General features: G+C 72.1%; 19 protein-coding genes. 4 read left to right on the forward strand and 15 right to left on the reverse strand.

The features are described 5' to 3' along the window. Nucleotides 1-10 precede the first annotated feature (10 nt). From argH to argC, 7 genes are all read right to left on the reverse strand, one after another. Nucleotides 11-1429 carry an argininosuccinate lyase gene (argH, locus tag ACMXN5_RS03195; RefSeq protein WP_380001026.1) on the reverse strand — a complete coding sequence of 473 codons (1419 nt, stop codon included), beginning with the start codon at nt 1427-1429 and terminating at the stop codon, nt 11-13. Further along, the gene (locus ACMXN5_RS03200) at nt 1426-2622 is read right to left on the reverse strand and encodes an argininosuccinate synthase (protein ID WP_439673886.1); all 1197 of its coding nucleotides are present in this window, start codon (nt 2620-2622) and stop codon (nt 1426-1428) included. The genes argH and ACMXN5_RS03200 overlap by 4 nt, the downstream gene beginning before the upstream one ends. 112 nt (nt 2623-2734) lie before the next feature. Continuing rightward, nucleotides 2735-3298 carry an arginine repressor gene (locus ACMXN5_RS03205; protein WP_395786762.1) on the reverse strand — a complete coding sequence of 188 codons (564 nt, stop codon included), beginning with the start codon at nt 3296-3298 and terminating at the stop codon, nt 2735-2737. A gap of 45 nt (nt 3299-3343) precedes the next feature. Beyond that, nucleotides 3344-4561, reverse strand: a complete 1218-nt coding sequence (locus tag ACMXN5_RS03210; protein WP_439673887.1) for an acetylornithine transaminase — start codon at nt 4559-4561, stop codon at nt 3344-3346. After that, nucleotides 4558-5541: an acetylglutamate kinase gene (argB, locus tag ACMXN5_RS03215; protein WP_439673888.1), complete on the reverse strand. Its 984-nt coding sequence runs from the start codon at nt 5539-5541 to the stop codon at nt 4558-4560. The genes ACMXN5_RS03210 and argB overlap by 4 nt, the downstream gene beginning before the upstream one ends. 32 nt (nt 5542-5573) lie before the next feature. Continuing rightward, nucleotides 5574-6728 (reverse strand): bifunctional glutamate N-acetyltransferase/amino-acid acetyltransferase ArgJ, encoded by a 1155-nt coding sequence (gene argJ, locus ACMXN5_RS03220; protein WP_380041003.1) that lies wholly within the window; start codon nt 6726-6728, stop codon nt 5574-5576. Continuing rightward, complete coding sequence (gene argC / locus ACMXN5_RS03225; RefSeq protein WP_439673889.1) at nt 6725-7753, reverse strand: N-acetyl-gamma-glutamyl-phosphate reductase; 1029 nt, start codon at nt 7751-7753, stop codon at nt 6725-6727. Before argC ends, argJ begins: the two co-directional genes overlap by 4 nt. A gap of 409 nt (nt 7754-8162) precedes the next feature. Between argC and ACMXN5_RS03230 the strand changes: the two genes are divergently transcribed. Then, nucleotides 8163-10046 (forward strand): hypothetical protein, encoded by a 1884-nt coding sequence (locus tag ACMXN5_RS03230; RefSeq protein WP_439673890.1) that lies wholly within the window; start codon nt 8163-8165, stop codon nt 10044-10046. A gap of 79 nt (nt 10047-10125) precedes the next feature. Further along, nucleotides 10126-12000 (forward strand): hypothetical protein, encoded by a 1875-nt coding sequence (locus ACMXN5_RS03235; protein ID WP_439673891.1) that lies wholly within the window; start codon nt 10126-10128, stop codon nt 11998-12000. 604 nt (nt 12001-12604) lie between these two features. Here ACMXN5_RS03235 and ACMXN5_RS03240 read toward each other — a convergent pair. Further along, nucleotides 12605-13279, reverse strand: coding sequence for an SDR family oxidoreductase (locus ACMXN5_RS03240; RefSeq protein ID WP_439673892.1), 675 nt, complete (start codon nt 13277-13279; stop codon nt 12605-12607). Between the two features lie 77 nt (nt 13280-13356). Between ACMXN5_RS03240 and ACMXN5_RS03245 the strand changes: the two genes are divergently transcribed. Next, nucleotides 13357-15240, forward strand: coding sequence for a hypothetical protein (locus tag ACMXN5_RS03245; protein WP_439673893.1), 1884 nt, complete (start codon nt 13357-13359; stop codon nt 15238-15240). A gap of 95 nt (nt 15241-15335) precedes the next feature. On the opposite strand, the gene pheT is transcribed toward ACMXN5_RS03245, so the two are convergent. The 7 genes from pheT to infC all read right to left on the reverse strand — a co-directional run bounded on the left by pheT (nt 15336) and on the right by infC (nt 22727). After that, complete coding sequence (gene pheT, locus ACMXN5_RS03250) at nt 15336-17843, reverse strand: phenylalanine--tRNA ligase subunit beta (RefSeq protein WP_439673894.1); 2508 nt, start codon at nt 17841-17843, stop codon at nt 15336-15338. Then, nucleotides 17843-18964 carry a phenylalanine--tRNA ligase subunit alpha gene (gene pheS / locus ACMXN5_RS03255; protein WP_380001047.1) on the reverse strand — a complete coding sequence of 374 codons (1122 nt, stop codon included), beginning with the start codon at nt 18962-18964 and terminating at the stop codon, nt 17843-17845. Before pheS ends, pheT begins: the two co-directional genes overlap by 1 nt. 158 nt (nt 18965-19122) lie before the next feature. Then, entirely contained in the window at nt 19123-20172 is a 1050-nt protein-coding gene (locus ACMXN5_RS03260; protein WP_439673895.1) for an ATP-binding protein, read from the reverse strand. A gap of 136 nt (nt 20173-20308) precedes the next feature. Continuing rightward, complete coding sequence (locus tag ACMXN5_RS03265) at nt 20309-21157, reverse strand: TrmH family RNA methyltransferase (protein ID WP_439673896.1); 849 nt, start codon at nt 21155-21157, stop codon at nt 20309-20311. Nucleotides 21158-21230: 73 nt separating this feature from the next. Further along, nucleotides 21231-21623, reverse strand: coding sequence for a 50S ribosomal protein L20 (gene rplT, locus ACMXN5_RS03270; RefSeq protein ID WP_020552013.1), 393 nt, complete (start codon nt 21621-21623; stop codon nt 21231-21233). 119 nt (nt 21624-21742) lie between these two features. After that, on the reverse strand, nt 21743-21937 hold the full coding sequence (rpmI, locus tag ACMXN5_RS03275) for a 50S ribosomal protein L35 (protein WP_078978620.1): 195 nt from the start codon (nt 21935-21937) through the stop codon (nt 21743-21745). Between the two features lie 94 nt (nt 21938-22031). Then, nucleotides 22032-22727 carry a translation initiation factor IF-3 gene (gene infC, locus ACMXN5_RS03280; protein ID WP_395787056.1) on the reverse strand — a complete coding sequence of 232 codons (696 nt, stop codon included), beginning with the start codon at nt 22725-22727 and terminating at the stop codon, nt 22032-22034. 374 nt (nt 22728-23101) lie between these two features. Between infC and ACMXN5_RS03285 the strand changes: the two genes are divergently transcribed. After that, nucleotides 23102-23470 carry a DUF1844 domain-containing protein gene (locus ACMXN5_RS03285; RefSeq protein ID WP_126636054.1) on the forward strand — a complete coding sequence of 123 codons (369 nt, stop codon included), beginning with the start codon at nt 23102-23104 and terminating at the stop codon, nt 23468-23470. Nucleotides 23471-23515 lie beyond the last annotated feature (45 nt).

Consider the following 23515-nt stretch of genomic DNA (forward strand, 5'->3'; position numbering starts at 1 on the left):
CCGTGCGGCGTTACCCGCCGGCCCACTTGCGCTGGCCGGCCAGGTCCGCCCGAAGCTCGCCGAGTTGCTCGGCGACCCGGACGGGGGCGGTGCCCCCGCGCCCGTCACGCGAGGCGACCGAGCCGGACACGGTCAGTACCGAGCGCACCTCCGGGGTCAACTCCGGCGAGATCTCCGCGAGTTGATCGTCGGTCAGGTCCCACAGCTCGATCCCGCGCGGCTCGCAGTACTTCACACACGCGCCGGCCACCTCGTGCGCCACCCGGAACGGAGTGCCGCGGCGGACCAGCCACTCGGCGATGTCGGTGGCCAACGAGAAGCCGGCCGGCGCCAGTTCGGCCAGCCGCTCGCGGTGGAAGGTGAGCGTGGCGATCATCCCGGTGAACGCCGGAAGCAGGACTTCGAGCGTGTCGCACGAGTCGAAGACCGGCTCCTTGTCCTCCTGGAGGTCGCGGTTGTAGGCCAGCGGCAGCGCCTTCAGGGTGGCCATCAACCCGGTCAGGTTGCCGATCAGCCGGCCCGACTTGCCGCGCGCCAGCTCCGCGATGTCGGGGTTCTTCTTCTGCGGCATGATCGAGGAACCGGTGGAGAAGGCGTCGTCCAGCGTCACGAAGGAGAACTCCTTCGTGTTCCACACGATGATCTCCTCGGCCAGCCGGGACAGGTTCACCCCGAGCATCGCGGTGACGAACGCGAACTCGGCGGCGAAGTCGCGCGAGGCGGTGCCGTCGATCGAGTTCGCCGCGGACGCGGAGAAGCCGAGGTCGCGGGCCACCGACTCGGGGTCGAGCCCGAGGGAGGACCCGGCGAGCGCGCCGGACCCGTACGCCGACACGTCGGCGCGCCGGTCCCAGTCGCGCAGCCGGTCGGCGTCGCGCGCGAAGGCCTGCACGTGGGCGAGCAGGTGGTGCGCGAGCAGCACCGGCTGGGCGTGCTGGAGGTGGGTGCGGCCCGGCATCACCGCGTCGGGATGCGCGGCGGCCTGCTCGATCAGCGCCTCCTGGAGGTCGGCGAGCAGCCGGCCCAGGATCCGCGCGTGATCGCGCAGGTACATCCGGCCCAGGGTGGCGATCTGGTCGTTGCGCGAGCGGCCCGCGCGCAGCTTGCCGCCCAGGTCGGGGCCGAGGATGTCGAGCAGGCCGCGCTCCAGCGCGGTGTGTACGTCCTCGTCGGCGATCGTGGCGACCAGGACACCGGACTCGACGTGCTCTTGCAGCGTGTCCAGGCCGGCCAGCATGCGGGTCAGCTCGTCGTCGGTGAGCAGTCCGGCCGCGTGCAGGACCCGGGCGTGCGCCCGGGAGCCGGCGATGTCGTACGGCGCGAGCCGCCAGTCGAAGTGCACGCTGGCGGAGAGCAGGGCCAGAGCCTCGGAGGGGCCGCCGGAGAAACGGCCGCCCCACAGGCTCACCCGGTCGGTGTTCTCGGTCACGATGCACCGTCCCGACGCGCCGCGATCTTGCCGGAGAGCCCGAACAGCTCGATGAAGCCCTTGGCCTGCGACTGGTCGAACGTGTCGCCGGTGTCGTAGGTGGCCAGGTTGAAGTCGTAGAGCGACTGGTCGCTGCGCCGACCGGTAACCACGGCCCGCCCGCCGTGCAGGGTCATCCGGATGTCGCCGGACACGTGCCGGTTGGCCTCGGCGACGAAGCCGTCGAGAGCCCGCTTGAGCGGGGAGAACCACAGGCCGTCGTAGACCAGTTCGGCCCAGCGCTGCTCGACGGTGCGCTTGTAGCGGGCCAGTTCGCGCTCGACGGTGACGTTCTCCAGCTCCTGGTGCGCGGTGATCAGCGCGATCGCGCCCGGTGCCTCGTAGACCTCGCGGCTCTTGATGCCGACCAGCCGGTCTTCGACCATGTCGATCCGGCCCACACCCTGCGCGCCCGCCCGCCGGTTCAGCTCCTCGATCGCCTGGAGCACGGTGACCTCGCGGCCGTCCACGGCCACCGGCGCGCCGTGCTCGAAGGTGATCACCACCTCGTCGGCGTCCCGCGCGTCGGCCGGGTTTTGCGTGTACTCGTACACGTCCTCGATCGGCGCGTTCCAGATGTCCTCCAGGAAGCCGGTTTCCACGGCCCGCCCGAAGACGTTCTGGTCGATCGAGTACGGCGACTTCTTCGTGGTGACGATCGGCAGGTTCTTCGCCTCGGCGAAGGCGATCGCCTTGTCCCGGGTCATCGCGTAGTCGCGGACCGGGGCGACGCACGTCAGGTCGGGGGCGAGGGAGGAGATGCCCACCTCGAAGCGGACCTGGTCGTTGCCCTTGCCGGTGCAGCCGTGCGCGACCGTGGTCGCGCCGTGCTTCCGCGCGGCGGCGACCAGGTGCTTGACGATCACCGGCCGAGACAGCGCGGAGACCAGCGGGTAGCGGTCCATGTAGAGCGCGTTGGCCCGGATGGCCGGCAGGCAGTAGCCGTCGGCGAACTCGTCGCGGGCGTCCGCGACCTCGGCCTCGACCGCGCCGCAGGCCAGTGCCCGCTTGCGGATGATGTCCAGGTCCTCGCCGTTCTGGCCGACGTCGACGGCCACCGCGATGACCTCGGCGCCGGTCTCCTCGGCGATCCATGGGATACAGACGGAGGTGTCTAGACCTCCGGAATAGGCGAGTACGACGCGCTCGGTCACGAGCGTTTTCTCCTTACGAATGAGCGATTCGGCGGATGCGGTGCTGGTTCGGCCCGAGCCGAGCGCTCTGGCGGTGTGCGGAAGTCGATGGTCGCGGGCGGACCGGGCCCGGCTATCCCTTGTGCTCGGCGAGCGCCAGGAGGTACGCGGCGAGCGCCGCGCCGCCCTCCGGGTCGCGCGAGACCATCAGGATGGTGTCGTCGCCGGCGATGGTGCCCAGGATCAGCCGGGACTCGGCGTGGTCCATCGCGGAGGCCAGGAACTGGGCCGCGCCGGGCGGTGTGCGCACCACCACGAGGTTGCCCGACGCCTCGGCCGACACCAGCAGTTCGCCGGCCAGCCGGGACAGCCGTCCCTCGACCGCGGACTCCTCCAGCGGCGCCCGGGGGGTGCGATCGCCGCCCTCCGCCGGCACGGCGTAGATCAGCGATCCCTCCGCGTCGCGGATCTTGACCGCGCCGAGTTCGTCGAGGTCCCGGGACAACGTGGCCTGGGTGACGGCGAGGCCGTCCTCGGCGAGCAGCCGGGCGAGTTGGTTCTGCGACCGGACCGGGTGTCGGGTCAGGATGTCGACGATCCGCCGGTGGCGGGCGATCCGGGTGCTGGGCACCGCGTATACGCCCTCGACCGGGGTCGCGTCGGTGCCGGGCTCGCCGGTGCCGGGCTCGCTGCTCATGGGCCGACCCCGCCTAGCGCCGCACGCGTCGTCGTCGGACGGTGTTCACGAAGTTCCTCCGGCGGGTGCGGCGGCGAGGCCGGCGTCCAGGATTGCGGGCAGCGCCCCGAGCAGCGCGTCCACGTCCGCGTCGTCGACGACGAGCGGCGGGGCGAGCCGGACCCGGGTGGGCACGGCGGCGTTGACGAGGAAACCCGCGTCCTGCGCCGCCTGTTGCACGGTCTGCGCCACCGGTGCGGTGAGCACGATACCGATCAACAGGCCCGCTCCGCTCACCTCGTCGACCAGCGGATGGGCGATCTTGTCGATTCCCGCCCGCAGCCGCTCGCCGAGTTGCGCCGAACGGGTGCACAGGTCGTCGTTCTCGATCGTGTCGAGCACCGCGAGCGCCGCCGCGCAGCAGATCGGGTTGCCGCCGAACGTGGTGCCGTGCTGGCCCGGCCGCAACAACTCGGCCGCCGGCCCGAAGGCGACACAGGCGCCGATCGGCAGCCCGCCGCCCAGGCCCTTGGCCAGCGTGACCACGTCGGGCTCGATGCCGAGCGGCTGGTGGGCGAACCAGGCGCCGGTGCGGGCTATGCCGGTCTGGATCTCGTCCAGGATCAGCAGCGCGCCGTGCGCGGCGGTGATCTCCCGGGCCGCGGCCAGGTAGCCCTCACCGGGCATGACCACGCCGTTCTCGCCCTGGATGGGCTCCAGGATCACCGCGGCGGTCTGCGGACCGACGGCGGCGCGCAGCGCGTCGACGTCGCCGTACGGCACGAAGTCGACGCCGCCGGGCAGCGGGGCGAACGGCTCGCGCTTGGCGGGCTGGCCGGTCATCGCCAGCGCGCCCATGGTGCGGCCGTGGAAGCCGCCCTCGGCCGCGATGATCTGCGGCCGACCGGTGCGCCGGGCGATCTTGAACGCGGCCTCGTTGGCCTCGGCACCCGAATTGCCGAAGTAGACCCGGCCGGGGCGGCCGAACAGGCCGAGCAGCCGCTCGGCGAGCGCCACGGGGGGTTCGGCGATGTAGAGGTTGGACACGTGGCCCAGCCGGCCCAGCTGCGCGCCGACCGCGGCGGCGATCGCCGGGTGCGCGTGGCCGAGCGCGTTGACCGCGATGCCGCCGAGGAAGTCGACATAGGTCTTGCCCGCGCCGTCCACCACGCGCGCGCCCGAGCCGCTGATCAGCTCGATCGCGGGCGTGCCGTAGTTGTGCATCAGCGCCTGGTTCCACCGCTGCGTCAGCGCACCGGCGGCACCGCTCTCGGTGATGGTCACGCCGCCCCCTCGGAGTCTTCGTCGTCGTTGTCCGCGTGCTCGATGTCGGCCGCGGCCGCGGCCCCCGCGTGCTTGTCCCGGGCGGGCACCACCATGGTCCCGATCCCCTCGTCGGTGAACACCTCGAGGAGCAGCGAGTGCGCGACCCGCCCGTCGAGCACGTGCGCGGCCGGCACCCCGGCCTGCACGGCCCGCAGGCACGCCTCCATCTTGGGCAGCATGCCGGTGGACAGGTTCGGCATCAGCGCGGCCAACTCGTCGGCGTCCAGGCGCGATATCACCTCGTCGCTGACGGGCCAGTCGGCGTACAGCCCCTCGACGTCGGTGAGCACGACCAGCTTCTCCGCGCCGAGCGCCACCGCGAGCGCCGACGCCGCGGTGTCGGCGTTGACGTTGTAGACGTGCCCGTCGGCGCCGCGCGCGATCGAGGAGATCACCGGTATCCGGTTGTCGTCGAGCAGCGCCCGGATCGCGCCGGGGTCGACCTCGACGATGTCGCCGACCAGGCCGATGTCGACCGACTCGCCGTCCACGACCGCGAGCCGCTTCTCCGCGGTCATCGTGTGCGCGTCCTCGCCGGTCATCCCGACGGCGAACGGCCCGTGCCGGTTGATCAGGCCGACGATCTCGCGCTGCACCTGGCCGGCGAGGACCATGCGCACCACGTCCATCGCCTCGGGCGTGGTCACCCGAAGGCCGCCGGCGAAGGAGGACTCGATGCCGAGCCGGTCGAGCTGCGCGCTGATCTGCGGGCCGCCGCCGTGCACGATCACCGGGCGCAGCCCGGCGAACCGCAGGAACACCAGGTCCTGGGCGAACGCCTGCTTGAGCGCGTCGTCGACCATGGCGTTGCCGCCGAACTTGATCACCACGGTCTTGCCGTAGAAGCGCTCCAACCACGGCAGCGCCTCGATCAGCGTGTGCGCCTTGGCCAGTGCCGCGTTGTTGCGCCCCTGTTTGTCGGCCGATTCCGTCCGCATCCCGCTCCCCCTCGTCTGGCTGTCGGTACCGGTCACGACGAGTAGGCCGAGTTCTCGTGGACGTATTCGGCGGTGAGGTCGTTGGTCCACACCGTCACGGCGGCCTCGCCGGCGTTGAGGTCGGCCACGATGTGCGTCTCGCGCGGGGTCATGTCGACCAGCTCGCGGTCCTCGCCGACGAAGCCGTCCCGGCACACCCACACGCCGTTGAAGGCGACGTCGAGCCGGTCGGGGTCGAAGGTCGCGGCGGTGGTGCCGATCGCGGCGAGCACGCGGCCCCAGTTGGCGTCCTCGCCGTGCACGGCGCACTTGAACAGGTTGTTCCGGGCGATCGAGCGGGCCACCTCCAGCGCGTCGGCCTCGGTCGCGGCGCCCGTCACGTCGATCCGGATGTCCTTGCTCGCGCCCTCGGCGTCGCCGATCAGCTGCCGGGCGAGGTCGCCGCAGACGGTGCGCACCGCCTCGGCGAACGCGGCGAGGTCGGGCTCGACGCCGGAGGCGCCGGAGGCCATCAGCAGCACGGTGTCGTTGGTGGACATGCAGCCGTCGGAGTCGATCCGGTCGAACGTGGTGTGCGTGGCGCCGCGCAGCACCGCGTCCAGCGTCTCGGCGTCGACCGCGGCGTCGGTGGTGAGCACGACCAGCATGGTGGCCAGGCCGGGGGCGAGCATGCCCGCGCCCTTGGCCATGCCGCCGACGGTCCACCCGGCGGGGTCGGTGACCACGGACTGCTTGTGCACGGTGTCGGTGGTCTTGATCGCGATCGCCGCGGCCTCGCCGCCGTCGGCGCTCAGTGCCGCCGCGGCCTTGTCGACGCCCGGCAGCAGCCGGTCCATCGGCAGTTGTACGCCGATCAGGCCGGTGGAGGCCACCACGATCTCGCCGGCGTTCAGCCCCAGCGCCTCGGCGACCCGCTCGGCGGTGGCGTGCGTGTTGCGAAAGCCCTCGGTGCCGGTGCAGGCGTTGGCGCCGCCGGAGTTGAGCACGACCGCCTGCACGAGGCCGGCCTTGACCACCTGCTCGGACCACACCACCGGCGCGGCCTTGATCCGGTTGGCGGTGAACACCGCCGCCCCGGCGATCGAGGGGCCGTCGTTGACGATCAGCGCCACGTCGGGCGCGCCCGTGCTCTTGAGGCCCGCGGCCACGCCCGCGGCGCGAAAGCCCTGTGCTGCGGTGACGCTCACGGTGCTACCCCCGTCTTGCTCAGTCCCAGGTCCTCGGCGAGGCCGAGGGCGATGTTGGTGCTCTGGATGGCGCCGCCGGCGGTGCCCTTGGCGAGGTTGTCGATCGCGCCGACCACCACGACACGGCCCGCACGCTCGTCGACGGTGACCTGTACGACGGCCGTGTTGGCGCCGTAGACCATCGCGGTCGCGGGCCACTGGCCCTCGGCGAGCAGGTGGACGAAGCCCTCGTCGGCGTAGGCCGCGGTGTAGGCCGCGCGGACCGCCTCGGCGGTGACGCCCGGCCGCAGCCGGGCGGTGCAGGTGGCCAGGATGCCGCGCGACATGGGCACCAGCGTCGGGGTGAAGGACACCGTGACCGGCGCGTCGGTGACCGCGCGCAGCCCCTGGAGGATCTCCGGCGTGTGCCGGTGCACCCCGCCGACGCCGTAGGCGCTCGCGGAGCCCATCACCTCGCTGCCCAGCAGGTGCGGCTTGGGCGCCTTGCCCGCCCCGGAGGTGCCGGACGCGGCGACCACGACCCAGTCGGGCTCGACCAGGTCGGCGGCGGTGGCGGGCACCGTGCACAGCAGCGAGACGGTCGGGTAGCAGCCCGGCACCGCGATCCGCCGGGTGCCGATGAGCGCGGCGCGCCCGCCCGGCAGCTCGGGCAGTCCGTACGGCCACGTCCCGGCATGGGGGGATCCGTAGAACTCCTCCCAGTCGGCGCCGTCGCGCAGCCGGTAGTCGGCGCCGCAGTCCACCACGAGCACGTCGGCGCCCAGTTGCGCGGCCAGCGCGCCGGACTGTCCGTGCGGCAGGGCCAGGAAGACCACGTCGTGCCCCGCCAGGTTCTCGGCCGTGGTCTCGACGAGGACGCGGTCGGCCAACGGCAGCAGGTGCGGCTGCAGCTCGCCCAGGCGTCGGCCCGCGTTGGACCCCGCCGTGAGCGTGCCGATCTCGATCTCCGGGTGTGCGAGCAGCAGGCGCAGAATCTCCCCGCCCGCATATCCACTCGCCCCCGCCAGTGCCGCCTTGGCCCCCATTACCGCCTCCTTGTCAGGAGCATGACTATACGGATGATCGAATCACTATGCAAGTACGTTGGGTGACCGCGGGCTCCGCGGCGCGATCCGCGGAGAGGAGCCCGACGGGCGGATCCCCTGCGTCGGCGCACCGCAGAAGCAGGCGCACAGTGGTCCTATCCGCCCGTTTCTCCGGTGCGCCCAGGTGCGGCGCCGCGCGTCGCAATGCCCGGCAGGGGCCCGAAGTCCCGCACGAGGCCGCTTCGAGCAAGCCTTCCCCGTCCCCGGGTCACCCGATAGGGCGCATGCCGGTGCGTTAGGATCAGCGGACTTCGGATACGCGCCCCCGGCGGGCGGTCGACGGCCGGCGGGACGGCAGCGACGTGCAGCAGACGGCGGGCGCCCCCGCCCAGGAAACGAACGAGACCACGTGACCCCTCCCCCCGGCACCTCCGGGCCCGCCGACGCCGCACGCGTCGCCGACCCGGACCTACAGTCCCCGACCGGCGAGCCCCCATCGGCTCGCGAGGCGGGCACCGCGGACACCACCGCCGCGCCGACCCGGCCCACCGCCGAGCGCAGGCGCGCCCGCGTCCCACTGCCGGACCTGCTCGCCCTGGGCCTGCCCACGCTGGTCTTCGCGATCATGGGCTGGCACCAGCGCTGGATCACCGACGACGGCCTCATCTTCACCCGCGCGGTCCGCGAGATCCTGGCCGGCAACGGCCCCGTCTACAGCGCCGGCGAACGTGTGGAGACCTCCACCAGCACGCTGTGGCAATGGCTGCTCGCGCTGCTCGGCGGCATCACCCCGTTCGACTACGCGCCCACCGCCGTCTACACCGGCCTGATCCTGTCGGTCGCCGGCCTGTGGTTGTCCCTGGACGGCACCCGCCGGCTCTTCCGCGGCCTGGCGGTCACCCGGCTGCTGCTGCCCGCCGGCGTGCTCGTGTTCATCGCCATCCCCTCCGTGTGGGACTTCGCCACCGCCGGCATGGAGACCGGCCTGATCCTGTTCTGGATCGGCCTGTCGTGGTGGCTGCTGATCGGCACCTGGCTGCGCCCGGTCGGCACCCACACCACCCGGCGCACCCTGGCCCTGTCCTTCTGGTTCGGCCTGGGCCCCCTGGTCCGCCCCGACCTGGGCCTGACCATGGTGATCCTGCTCGCCGCCCAGTTCCTGCTGATCCGCGCCCGCTGGCGGGGGGCCCTGGCGATGCTCGCCTGCGCCGGGTTCCTGCCCGCCGCCTACGAGATCTTCCGGATGGGCTACTACGGCCTGATCTTCCCGATGCCCGCCCTCACCAAGGAGGCGTCGGGATCGTTGTGGGGCCGCGGCTGGGACTACCTGACCGACTACATGAAGCCGTACTACCTGTGGATCCCGATGATCCTGATCGTGGTCGCGGTCGCCCTCGCGCTCACCCGGCGCCGCCCCGCCGACCGGCGCACCTGGATCGTCATCGGCACTCCCCTGGTCGCCGCGCTGGGCCAGACCGTGTACGTGCTCAAGGTCGGCGGCGACTTCATGCACGGCCGCATGTGGCTGCCCGTACTGCTCCTGGTCCTGCTCCCGCTGCTGCTCGCCCCCCTGGACCGGCTCATAACCCCCGTCATCGTGCTGGTCGCGGTCTGGGCGGTGGTCTGCGGCAGCACGCTGCGCTCCGGCGTGATCACCACGCCGGCCCCCGACGGCAACGGCAACCAGGTCTGGAACGAACGCGACACCTACGCCGCGTGGACCAGGACCGACAACCCCACCACCGAGGAAGCGCACATCCGGACGCTGCCGTCGATAGAAGAGGCGTTCCGCAACGAAAAGGCGACCGGCGAGCGTCTTCTCTTCGTGGACCCCAACTACATGAAGGTGCCGCCGCTGCCGCTGCGCACCGACCTCGACCACGACAAGGGCCTGGTCATCGGCCGACTCGGCGTCGGCGGCTCGATCACCCCGCTCGGCGGGATCGTGGTCGACGTGTGGGGCCTGTCCAACACCGTCGGCGCGCACATCACCGAGACCCGGCACACCGCCGCCGGCCACAAGAAGCTGCTGCCGTTCGCCTGGAACGTCGCGCTCTACGTCGACCCGGCCGGCGACGCGCTGGTCCCGCCGGACGCCGCCACCCAGGAGGAAATCCGCGCCGCCCGGGCCGCGCTGCGCTGCGGCGACCTCGCCGAACTCGTCGACTCGGTCGACGAACCGATGTCCGCGTCGCGCTTCTGGAAGAACCTGACCGGCGCCGTGGACCGAACCAAGCTGCGGATCCCGGCCAACCCGATCGAGGCCGAGAAGAAATTCTGCTCGCCCTCCTGAGCCCGTCATCGGTCCGGCGGTCGATCATCAGTGGTTATGGTGTGGTCGGCCCGCCCGCCCCGACTGGAGTCAACGAACCATGAGCCTCGTGAGTGTGCTGTCCGGGCGCTCGCGCTTCGGGCGACGGGCCGATCCCCCCCAGGACGGCCCGTCCACCCGCGGCACGGCCCGCTGGAACCTCGCGATGGTGCTGACGCCCGCCCTGATCGTGCTGATCCTGGGCTGGCACCGACGCTGGATCAGCGACGACGGCCTGATCTTCACCCGCACCGTGCGCCAGATCCTGGCCGGCAACGGCCCCGTGTTCAACGTGGGCGAACGCGCCGAGTCCTCCACGAGCACGCTGTGGCAGTGGATCCTGGTGCTCGCGTCCTGGATCACCCAGAGCGACGTCGGCCGCCTCGCGGTCTACCTGGGCCTGCTGTGCACCACCGCCGGCTACGTCCTCGCGCTCCAGGCCACCCGTCGGCTGCACGAACGCACCGCGCGTGTCCCCCTCCTGGTGCCGTTCGGCGTGATCGCCCTGCTCGCGCTGCCGCCGGTGTGGGACTTCGCCACCTCCGGCCTGGAAACCGGGCTGACCACGTTGTGGATCGCCGGCTGCTGGTGGCTCCTGGTCCGTCTCCCGCACGACCCGCGCGCCCGCATCGCCTACGCGCTGGCCTTCGTCGCGGGCCTGGGCCCGACGGTCCGCCCCGACCTGGCCATCGCCACCCTCGGATTCCTGATCGCGCTCGCCGTGATCCGCCGCCCGCGCCCGCTCCGCGCCCTCGCCCTGTTCGGCACCGCGTTCACCCTCCCCCTGCTGTACGAGATCTTCCGGATGGGCTACTACGGCGTCATGCTGCCGCTGCCCGCCGTGACCAAGGAGGCATCGGCGAGCGACTGGTCCCGGGGCTGGGACTACGTCCGCGACCTGACCGAGCCGTACCACCTGTGGCTCCCGTTCGTCGTACTCGCCGCGTGCCTGCTCGCCCAGGCGGTACTGCGGGTACGCCGCGACCCCGCTCGCGCCCGCGCCCGACTGGACCCGCGCACGATCGACCGCGCCGGATGGGCCCGGATCACCGTCTTCGCCGTCCCCGTGGCGTGCGGGCTGCTCATGCTGCTCTACGTGATCCGCGTCGGCGGCGACTTCATGCACGCCCGGATGTTGCTGCCCGGCCTGTTCACCCTGCTGCTGCCCATCCTCGTGGTCCCCGCGAACCGGCTCGCGGTACCGGCCGCCACCGTGCTGATCGGCTGGGCCGTGGTCTGCGCGGTCGCCTTCCGGGTGCCCTACGAGGGCATCGGCCCGCGCGGCATCGCCGACGAACGTGCCTTCTACATCAGCGCGCTCAAGGTCGCCAACCCGGTCACCGCCTACTCGTACGTGGCCAACTACCCACGCTTCCCCGCCGCCGCCCAGGCCGCCCGCGCCGACCACAAGCACGTGATCGTCTACCCCTGGTACGACGGCTTCTACGTCACCGCCCTCGACCCGAAGCTGCCCGCTCCGGTCGCCACGGTGTGGACCAACCTCGGCATGAACGGCGCGAACACCCCGCTCGACGGCGTCTCCGTCGACATCCTCGGCCTGGCCTATCCCCTGGCCGCCCACGTCGAACTCACCACCCGGGGCCGCCCCGGCCACGAAAAGGAAATCGACATCGCCTGGGTCTTCGCCCAGTACACCTCCCCGGACGCCGTCCTCCCCCCGGGCATCGACCCGATCCGCGTCAAAGCCGCCCGCTACGCCCTCACCTGCGGCAACACCAACACCGGCAAAATCAAAGAACTCCAGGACTCGGTCCAAGAACCCATGACCTGGAGCCGCTTCAAAAAGAACTTCACCGGCGCCTGGGACCGCACCTCATTCCGCTTCCCCAACGACCCGGTAACAGCAGCCAAGCAAATCTGCGGCGTAGACGTCCTCCAAAAAGGCATCCTCCCCACCGACAACCCCAACCGCTGAACCCCAGCCCGCCCGGCGCCTGAGGACAAAGCGGGGCGCAGCCCAGCTCCCGAACCAGGCCCAACCCCAAACCCACCCGGCACCTGAGGACAAACAGGGCCGCAGCCAACCCCGGAACCCAACCCCAATCAGCCCGTCCGGCGCTTGAGGACAAGGCAGGGCGCAGCCCGGCTCCCGAAGCCCGGCCAGGCCCAACCCCAAGCCCGCCCGGCACCTGAGGCGAGGGCGCGCGGCCCCGGAGCCAACCCAATCAGCCCGTCCGGCGTTTGAGGACAAGGCAGGGCGCAGCCCGGCCTCGGAGCTGAACCGGGCCCAACACCAGCCCGTCCGGCGCTTGAGGAAAAGCAGGGCCGCAGCCCGACACCGGAACCCAACCCCAATCAGCCCGTCCGGCGCTTGAGGACAAGGCAGGGCGCAGCCCGGCTCCCGAAGCCCGAACCAGGCCCAACCCCAAGCCCGCCCGGCGCCTCAGGCGCGGGCGCAGCCCGGCCCCGGAGCCGAACCGGCCCCAATCGGCCGTCCGGAGGACAAGGCCCAGCCCGACCCCGGGCGCGCCGAACCCACCACCCCAGCCCGTCCGGCGTCTGAGGACGACAACCTCACGTCAACCCCACGAGCGCACCGTCACGTCATGGACCACCGAATCCCCCGGAAGCGAAAGCGTCGACACCACGACCCCCGCCACCGTCACGGGATCGCTGTAGCGCGAGCTCTCGTACGCCCCGCCCTCCTGCTCCCGCACACCACGCTGCATCGCCGTAGCCGTCCGCCCCGGATACACACTGGTCACCCGCAACCCCGGCTCCTCCTCCCGCAGCCCGTCCGCGAACGCCTTCAACGCGTGCTTGCTCGCCGCATACGCCGTCCACCCCGCACTCGTCCGCAACCCCGCCCCACTGTTCAGCAGCACCACATCGCCCCGCCCCCGCCGCAACGCCGGCAACAACACCCGCGTCACCTCCGCCACCGCGACCACGTTCACGGTCAGCGTGCGCGCCCACACCGCGACGGCCGTCGACTCCACCGTGCCCAGCTCCGCGACGCCCGCACTGTGCACCAGCCCCGCGAACGTCTCGTCCGCCAACGGCGCCAGCGACTCCGCGATGGTCTCCGGACGCTCCAGGTCGGCCACGACCGTCCGCACTCCCGGCCCCGCCAGATCCGCCGCCCGCCGCTCCGACCGCACGATCGCGACCAGATCGTGACCGTCCTCCCGCAACAGCCGGGCGATCTCCGCGCCGATACCGCTACCCGCACCGGTGATCACGTAAGTACTCATGGCGCCACCCTACGAGGTGCGCGCCCGGCGGAACGGACGATCCCACCGGCGCCGTCCGACCCGCCCGGAGGCCGCCGATGACCCTGACCACCACCTCGACCGACCAGGGCCCACCGCCCGCCGACCACCCCGCCCCCACCCCTCTCCCACCCCCGCGCACACCACGCCGCGTCGCCCGGTGGAACATCGCCGCCGTGCTGCTGCCCGCCGTGTTCGTCGCCGTCCTCGCCGGTAAACGCAGCTGGCTGTGCGACGACGGCCTGATCTACACCCGCCCGGTCCGGCAGATCCTGGCCGGCAACGGCCCCGTGTTCAACCCGGGCGAGCGCGCCGAGGCCGCCACCGGCACGCTCTGGCAGTGGCTCCTGGTCGCCGCGACGCGCCTCACCGGCCAGGACCCCGCGCCCCTGGCCGTGCGCCTGGGCCTGCTGTGCGCCGTACTCGGCTGGTTCCTGGCCGCCGACGCCGGCCGCCGCCTGTACCGGCCCGCCGCCGGGCACGCCCCGCTGCTCCCCTGCGGTGCCCCGATTCTGCTCGCCCTGCCGCCGACCTGGGACTTCGCCACCTCCGGCCTGGAAACCGGCCTCACCACCCTGTGGATCGCCGGCTGCTGGTGGCTGCTCGTACGCCTCGCCGCCGACCCGCACACCCGCTCACACCCGCGCCCGCACACCCGCCGCGCATACGGCCTCGCCGTCCTGGCGGGCCTGGGCCCGATGGTCCGCCCCGAACTGGCCATCGCCACGCTCGGATTCCTGACCGCCCTGGCCCTGATCCACCGCCCGCGCCCCCGCCGCGCGGCGGCCCTCACCGCCGCCGCGACCGCGCTTCCGCTGGCCCACGAGATCTTCCGCATGGGCTACTACGGCGTCCTGCTCCCCCTGCCCGCGATCACCAAGGAGGCCGGCGCGAGCGACTGGCCCCGGGGCTGGGCCTACGCCCGCGACCTGGCCGACCCGTACCACCTGTGGCTGCCCCTGCTCACCCTCGCCGCCCTCGGCACCGCCGGCGTGCTCACCACAAGACGCCGCAGCGCCCCCGCGGCCACACTCCCCGGCACCCGCGTCCGCCGCACCCTCTACGCGACCCCCGTCGTGTGCGGTCTCGCCATGCTGCTCTACGTGGTCCGCGTCGGCGGCGACTTCATGCACGCCCGGATGCTCCTCCCGGGCCTGTTCCTCCTGCTCCTGCCGATCCTGCTGGTCCCGGCGAGCCGACTCGCGATCCCCGCCGTGGCCGCCGTGGCCGCGTGGGCCCTGCTGTGCGCGTCCGCCTTCCGGCTCCCCTACGAGCGCATCGGCCCGGCCGGCATCGCCGACGAACGCGGCTTCTACACCTCGGTCCTGGGCGTGGCCAACCCCGTCACCGCCGACGCCTTCATCGACGGCTTTCCCGGCTTCCCCACCTTCGTCCGCGGCCCCCGCCCGGGATACCGGCACACCCTGGTCGACCGCTCCCCCACGCACACCCTCAACGCCCCGCTGCGCCCGGACGTCGCCGCGCCGATCGTGGCGATGTGGCCCTCCCTGGGCATGCTCGGCGCGGCCGTCCCGCTCACCGGCGTCGCCCTCGACGACCTGGGCCTGGCCTATCCGCTCGCCGCGCACGTACAGCTGTCCGCTCGGGGCCGCCCCGGGCACGAGAAGCAGATCGACCCGGCCTGGGTGCTCGCCCAGTACGCCGACCCGGCCGCCCCGCCACCCCCGGGCATCGACCCGATCCGCATCGCCGCCGCCCGCTACACCCTCACCTGCGGCGACACGAACCGCGGCCGGCTCAAGGAACTGCTGGACTCGACCCACGCCCCGCTGACCCGGCACCGCTTCGTCGCCAACCTCACCGGCGCCGTGCGCCGCACGTCCTTCCGCTTCCCCAACGACCCGATCGCCGCCGCCAGGCAGATCTGCGGCGTCGACGTCCTGGCCCCGGGCGTCCTGCCCACCGCCCCCACCCGGCCCTGAGCACCCACCCCCGACCGGCGACCCCGCACATACGAGTGGGCCCGCACACCGTCACGGTGTGCGGGCCCACGTCGACCGATCCGGCCCGAGAGGCGTCACGCCCCGCGCAGCACCGCCCCGGTCCGCTCCGCCGCGAGCGCCACCGCCGCGTCCCGCGCGGCCGTCGCCTCCTCGACCGTGAGCGTGCGGTCCTGCGCCCGGAAACGCAGCGCGTAGGCCAGCGACTTGCTGCCCTCGCCGACCTGCGAGCCGGTGTACACGTCGAACAGGCGCACCGATTCGAGCAGCGCCCCGGCCCCCTCGACCAGCGCGGCCTGCACCGCGGCGGCCGGCACCGAGTCGGGCACCACGAGCGCCACGTCCTGGGTGGCCACCGGGTAGGAGGAGACGTGCCCGGCCTGAACCGGGCGCTCCCCGTCCAGGTCGGCGGTGAGCAGGTCCAGGTCCAACTCCATCGCGCCGACCCGCTCCGGCAGGTGCAGCGTCTTGAGCACCCTCGGGTGCAGCTCGCCGGCGTGCCCGACGACCCGCTCGCTCCCGTCCGGCGCGGTCGCCACCAGCGCGGCGCAGCGCCCGGGGTGCCACGGCTCGTGCCGATCCGCCCGCACGCTCAGCTCGACCCCGACGGCGTCCGCGACCACCCGCGCGGCCTCGATCGCGTCCGCCCAGATCTGCGGCCGGCCCTTGCCCCACCACCCGGAGCGCTCGCGCTCCCCGGACAGCACGACCGCGATCCGCTGCGGCTGGTGCGGCAACGCCGCGGCCAGCGCGGCCAGTTCCTCCTCGCTCGGCCGCCGGTCCACGGCGAGCACGGGCGCCGGCGGGGTCGAGGCGTTCGGCCGGAAGACCACACCCGACTCGAACAGCGCGAGGTCGGTGTTGCCGCGCCCGAGGTTGCGGCGCAGCGTGTCCAGCAGGCCCGGCAGCAGCGTGGTGCGCAGCGCCGGCTCCTCCTCGGAGATCGGGTTGACCAGCACCACGGTGCGCCGCCGCGCGTCGTCCTCGGCCAGGCCGAGGTCGTCGAACGCGCTCTGCCCCAGGAACGGGTAGTTGAGCACCTCGGTGTAGCCCGCGCCCGCGAGGGCCCGGCCCAACCGGCGCCGGCGCCGCTGGTCGGCGGTCAGCCCGCGACCGGCCGGCACCTGCGGCAGCGTCGCCGGCACCCGGTCGTAGCCCTCCAACCGGATGACCTCTTCGGCCAGGTCGTTGGGGTCGGTCAGGTCGGGCCGCCAAGTCGGCGGGCCGACGGTGAGCGTGTCGATGCCCTCGACCGAGCAGCCCACCTCCTGCAGCCGCTGGGCCACCGTCTCGCGGGTGTAGGGCACACCCGCGACCTTCGCCGCGTGGTCGGCGGCCAGGGTGATCCGCACCGGCTCGCGCGGCGCGTCCACCTCGGTCACGCCCGCCTCGGTCTGGGCCCGCTCGCCGCCGAGCGCGGCCAGCAGGTCGACCGCGCGCTGCGCCGCCGCGCGGGCCGCCTCCGGGTCCACGCCGCGCTCGAACCGGCGCGACGCCTCCGAGGACAACCTGTGCCGACGCGCGGTGCGCGCGATGGCCACCGGGTCGAAGTGCGCGGCCTCGATCACGATGTCGCTCGTGCCGTCGCCGATCTCGGTGCTCTCGCCGCCCATCACGCCCGCGAGGCCGATCGGCCCGCGGTTGTCGCAGATCAGCAGGTCCTCGGGGTCGAGCGTGCGCTCGACGTCGTCGAGGGTGGTCAGCTTCTCGCCGGCCTGCGCGCGGCGCACCACGATCGGACCCTGCAACCGGGCCCGGTCGTAGGCGTGCAGCGGCTGGCCCAGTTCGAGCATGACGTAGTTGGTCACGTCCACGACCAGCGAGATCGGCCGCATGCCGCTCATCTGCACGCGGCGCTGCACCCAGAGCGGCGAGGGCGCGTCGGGGTCGACGCCGACCACGGTGCGCGCCACGAACCGGTCACAGCCGGCCGGGTCCTCGACCCGCACCGGGTAGCCGTACCCGTTGGCGTCGGGCACGTCCAGCAGCGCCGGGTCGCGCAGCGGCTGCCCGTAGGCGATCGCCGCCTCGCGGGCCACACCGCGCATCGACAGGCAGTAGCCGCGGTCCGGGGTGACCGCGATGTCGAGGACCTCGTCGACCAGGCCGAGCAGTTCGATCGCGTCCGCGCCGATCTGCGCCTCGATCGGCAGCACGATGATGCCGTCGTGGTCGTCGCCCATGCCCAGCTCGCGGGCCGAGCAGATCATCCCGCGCGACACACGCCCGTAGGTCTTGCGCTCGGCGATCTCGAACGGGCCGGGCAGCACGCCGCCCGGCAGGATCACCACGACCTTGTCGTCGACCTCGAAGTTGCGCGCGCCGCAGACGATCTCCTGCGGCTCGCCGGTGCCGTTGGCGTCGCCGACGTCGACCTTGCAGAACCGGATCGGCTTCTTGAAGCCCTCCAGCTCCTCGATTTCGAGCACCTGTCCGACCACGAGCGGACCCTTGAGGTCCGCGCCGAGCTGTTCGACCGTCTCGACTTCCAGGCCGAGCGCCACGAGCTTGTCGGCGACGTCGCGCCCGGACTCGCCGGCGGGGAGGTCGACGTACTCCCGCAGCCACGAAAGCGGGACCCGCATCAGATCTCCATCCCGAACGGGAGGGTGAACCGGACGTCACCCTCGACCATGTCCCGCATGTCCTCGACGTTGTGCCGGAACATCAGCGCGCGCTCCAGACCCACACCGAACGCGAAACCGCTGTACACCTCGGGGTCGATGCCGCAGGCGATCAGCACGCGCGGGTTGACCATGCCGCAGCCGCCCCACTCGATCCAGCCCTCGGACCGGCAGGTCCGGCACGGGTGCTCGGGGTCGCCCACCGAGGCGCCCCGGCACACGAAGCACTTGAGGTCGAGCTCGGCGGAGGGCTCGGTGAAGGGGAAGTACGACGGGCGCAGCCGGGTGACGATGCCCTCGCCGAACATGGCCTGCACGAAGTGGTCGAGCGTGCCCTTGAGGTCGCCCATGGTCAGGCCCTTGTCGACGGCCAGGCCCTCGATCTGGCCGAACACCGGGGTGTGCGTGGCGTCCAGCTCGTCGGTGCGGTACACCCGGCCCGGACAGATCACGTAGATCGGCGGCGTGCGGGTGAGCATGGTGCGGATCTGCACGGGCGAGGTGTGCGTGCGCAGCACCACGCCGGAGTCCGCGGAGCCGTCCTCGGCGCGCACGAAGAAGGTGTCCTGCATGGTCCGCGCGGGGTGGTCCGGCAGGATGTTGAGCGCGTCGAAGTTGTACCACTCGGCCTCGACCTGCGGGCCCTCGGCGACCTCGTAGCCCATCGCCACGAACAGGTCCTCGATGCGCTCGGAGAGCGTGGTCAGCGGGTGCCGGGCGCCGCGCGGGGCGCGGTCCCACGGCAGCGTGACGTCGACCGCCTCCTCGACGAGGACGCGCGCGTCCCGCTCCGCCTCCAATTCGACCAGGCGCCGCTCCAGGGCCTGCTTGACCGCGCCGCGGGCCTGGCCCACGCGCTTGCCCGCCTCGGCCTTGGCCTGCGGCGGGAGCGCGCCGATCTCGCGGTTGGCCAGCGCCAGCGGCGAACGGTCGCCGGTGTGCGCGACCTTCGCCTCCTGCAGCGCGGCCAGGTCGGCGGCGGCCGCGACCGCGGCGAGCGCCGCGTCCCTGGCCCGCTCGACTTCCTCGGGTTTCAACGCCTCGACCTCGACCGGGTCGTACGACTTGTTCGGTGCCGACATCTGTGTCCAGTGCTCCTGTGGGGGATCCGCCGGTGGTGGAGGCGGCAATGACGTCCTGCGACGTCCGCGCTCCGAGTTTACTGACGCCCGATGGGCGTGCGTGTCCGCGGCCGCCGGACCGCGACGACGTGGGTGGGACTTCCTCCGCGCGGGCAGCGCTACATGAGGACGTCCGGCATCGCGGCCGGCAGGGTGAATCGAAATCGGGCCCCGCCGCACTCGGCGCGATCCACGCTGATGCTGCCCGCGTGCGCCTGGACCAGGCCCTTGACGATGTACAGCCCCAGGCCGGTGCCACCGCGGCGGTTGCCGCGCCAAAAGCGGGTGAAGACGCGCTCGAGGAGTTCGTCCGGGATGCCCGGGCCCTCGTCGCTCACCGTGATCTCCGTCCCGTACGCACCGGGCGCGGACCCGATGGAGACCGCGCGCATCTCGATGGTGACGGTTCCCGCGCCGTGGCGCACCGCGTTTTCCAGCAGGTTGCCGAGAATCTGGTCGAGTTTGTCGGCGTCGAGCCACATGCGGGGCAACGGCCCGTCCACCACGACCACGAAGCGCTCGTCCGGCAGGCCGTTGCATTCGAGCGCGCGCAGGTGCCGGTGTACCGCCTCCTCCATGTCGACGACCTGGCGGTTGAGTTGCAGCCGGCCCGCGTCGATCCGGGAGATGTCCAGGAGTTCGGTGATCAGCCGGGTGACCCGGTCCGCGTCGGCGTCGACCGTCTCCAGCATCAGCCGCTTCTGCTCGTCGGTGAACCGCTCCCACTTGGCGAGCAGCGTGGCGGTGAAGCCCTTGACCGAGGTGAGCGGCGAGCGCAGCTCGTGCGCGACGGTGGCGATCAGATCGGAGTGGCCGCGCTCGATCCGCCTACGCGCGTCGGTGCAGCGCAGCGACACCACGAGTTTGCTCAGCGGCCCGCGCGGCCCGTCGTCGCGGACGTAGGACGCGGTGACCAGGATCTCCCGCCCGGCGAGCAGCAGGTTGCGCTCGGGTTGGCGGGTCCGGGTGGACAGCCCGCCGTACGGATCGGTGCACACCCACCAGCGCCGGCCCTCGATGTCCTCCAGCGGCAGCGCGTCGGCGATGTGTTTGCCGAGCGCGTCCTCGGGACGCGTCCCGGTGATCCGGGCGGCGGCGGCGTTGAAGGTGACCACCGTGCCGTTCTCGTCGGCGACCACCAGGCCGTCGGGCAGCATGTCGGCGTCCATCGGCCCCCTTCCCGTTTCGGGCCCGAGGGAGTTCCGGGCCGGACACACTATCCCAAGGCGCAGCGTGCCGTCCGGGTGCGCCGGACGCAACCGACTCGTTCCCCGGCGCTCGCCAGTCAAGCCGGGTACGTCGGGGTCATCGCGCGTTTCGCGCGCCGGAGCGGCAGCCCCCGTGTCCGCGCTGCGCGCGGGCGGAGGCATACAGACACACGGCCGCGGCGGTCGCCAGGTTCAGACTCTCGGCCCGTCCGTGGATCGGCACCCGCACCACGGCGTCGGCCAGCGCGCGGGTCTCCTCGGGGAGCCCCCACGCCTCGTTGCCGAATATCCACGCGGTGGGTCCGGCGAGCCCACCCGCGTCCAGTTCGCCGTCCAGATCGGCCTCGCCCCCACCGTCCGCGGCCAGGATCCGCATCCCGGCGGCGCGCAGCGCGGCGACGGTGTCCTCGATCCGGGCGCCGGTGACGACAGGCAGATGAAAGAGGCTGCCCACCGAGGCGCGCACGGCCTTGGGGTTGTACGGGTCCACGGAAGCGTCGGTGAGGACGACCGCCTCGGCGCCGGCCGCGTCGGCCGCGCGCAGCACGGTGCCCGCGTTGCCGGGGTCGCGCACGTTGGCCAACACCGCGACCAGGTGCGGCCGCGCCGCCATCGCGTGTTCCAGGGGCACGTCCACGAACCGGCACAGCGCCACCACGCCCTGGGGGGTGACGGTCTGGCTGATCGCGGCGACGACCTCGTCGGTGGCGGTGAACACCGGCACCCGGGCCTCGTGCGCGCCGGCGACCAGATCGGGGTAGCGCGCGGCCACCTCGGGGGTGATGTACATCTCGCGCAGCGTGCCCGGCAGGGCCACCGCCTCGCGCACCGCCTGCGGTCCCTCCGCCAGGAACAACCGCTCCCGGGCCCGGAAAGCGCGTTTGGCGAGCCGCCGAGCCGCCGCCACTCGTGGTGATCGGGTGGACGTCAGCTCGGGGCTCGCCATCGCGTTACCGTTCTCTGCTCTCGACCTGCAACGGTCTGGGAAGTGCTGCGACATCGACGACGTGAGTCGACGATCAGGCCGCGGCGTCTTCCTTCTTCGCGTTGACGTCGGCCGGGAGGGCCTTCTGCGCTACCTCGACGAGGGCGGCGAACGCCGGGGCGTCGTTGACCGCGAGCTCGGCGAGCATCTTGCGGTCGATCTCCACACCGGCGGCCTTGAGGCCCTGCACGAAGCGGTTGTAGGTCATCCCGTTCAGGCGGGCAGCGGCGTTGATGCGCTGGATCCACAGCTGACGGAAGTCCCCCTTCCGCTTCTTGCGGTCGTTGTAGTTGTAGACCATGGAGTGGGTGACCTGCTCCTTGGCCTTCCTGTACAGACGGGACCGCTGGCCGCGGTAGCCGGACGCCCGCTCGAGGATGACGCGGCGCTTCTTGTGGGCGTTGACCGACCGCTTGACGCGTGCCACTTGATGAACTCCTTGATGTCAGACCGCGGTGTGTCGACCGCGGCCCGGGTAAGTCTGGGACCGTCGCCTGTCGCCGACCGGTGGGTTCTCGTCAGCCGGTGCGACGACTGCTGCTGCTACTACTTCTTGAGCAGCTTCTTGATCTTCTTGGCGTCGGCCGGGGCCACCTCGACGACACCGGCGAGGCGCCGGGTCAGGGTCGAGGGCTTGTGTTCGAGAAGGTGACGGCGACCCGCACGCTGGCGCAGCACCTTGCCGGAGCCGGTGATACGAAAGCGCTTGCTGGCACCGCTGTGGGTCTTGTTCTTCGGCATGTCGCCGCAGTCTCCTCGTCGTGCCGTACCCGCCCGGTACCACCGGGCAGGCACAGGTGTGTGTGCAAATCGGCGCGGGGCGACCCGTTCCGGGTCAGACCTGCTCTTCGGCCTTCGGCTCCGCGTCGGACTCGACGGGGGCTTCGGCGACCTGAGCGGCGGCCTCGGCCCTGCCGGCTTCCGACTCGTCGGGGCGTTCGTCCCCGGACTCGACGGCCACCCGACGCGCGTCCTTGCGCGCCGCCTGGGCCTCGCGAGCCTCGGCCATGGCCTCGGTCTTCTTCTTGTGCGGGCCGAGAACCATGATCATGTTGCGGCCGTCCTGCTTCGGGTTCGATTCGATGAACCCGAGCTCCTGGACGTCCGTCGCGAGACGCTGCAGCAGTCGGTAGCCCAGTTCGGGCCGGGACTGCTCGCGACCACGGAACATGATCGTGATCTTGACCTTGTCGCCCTGCTTCAGGAACCGCTCGACGTGACCCTTCTTGGTGTCGTAGTCGTGCGGGTCGATCTTCGGCCGGAGCTTCATCTCCTTGATGACCGTGTGCGCCTGGTTCTTGCGCGCTTCACGGGCCTTCATGGCCGACTCGTACTTGAACTTGCCGTAGTCCATGAGCTTGCAGACCGGCGGCCGGGCGTTGGCCGCGACCTCTACGAGGTCGAGGTCGTACTCCTGGGCAAGTTCCATGGCCTTGGCCAGCGGGACGATTCCGACCTGCTCGCCGCCAGGACCAACGAGTCGCACCTCGGGGACGCGAATCCGGTCGTTGATGCGGGGCTCGGCGCTGATGGGGCCTCCTCATACCTGAAGCGACCGCGGGCGAAGCGGTCACATGTGTCTCGGTGTTACTTCCCCCCGAGCCAGGTTCTCCGCGAAGCCATCCAGGCAACGCGAAAAAGCCTCGCACGGTTGCATGCGAGGCTCCACCACCGGCTGACGAAGCCGCCCAGAGGGCGGCAAACGTGGAACGGACGCACACGAAGTGCGTCGCACCGGACCGGTACCCGTCGTCCGTGAGGTCGATCGGGTGGGAGACGGAGCCTCCGCTTGCAGGCCGGGCATGCAGATGCCCGGTCGGTCGATACACCACTCTACCACTGGCTCGAACATGCCGAAGGGCCCCGTTGTTCCCCGATTCGGGGGCATACCCGAGACTGGTCCCCATGAGCGAGAGCGCCCCCCATATTGCACCCGGCCCGGCCGACGACGTCGACGTCATGACCCGCGACATCGCGGATGTGCCGGCCGTCGAGGTCATCACCACGCTGTCCGTCCACCTGATGAGCGCGGCGGCGGTCAAACTGGGCCTGGCCGAGGACGGCGAGGCGCACAAGGACCTCGACGAGGCCCGCAAACTGATCACCGCCCTGGCGGGCCTGGTCACCGCCGCGGCCCCAGAGGTCGGCTCCTACCACGCGGGCCCTTTGCGCGACGGCCTCAAAACCCTCCAACTGGCCTTCCGCGAAGCCTCCGCATACCCGGACGTCCCCGGAAAGGGCCCAGGCGAAAAACTCACAGGCCCAGTCCACTAACCCCAAGCCGGGCCGGGACCCCGGCCCGGCACCCCGACCCCGGAA

Source organism: Embleya australiensis (assembly GCF_051903075.1).
Classification (GTDB): Bacteria; Actinomycetota; Actinomycetes; order Streptomycetales; family Streptomycetaceae; genus Embleya.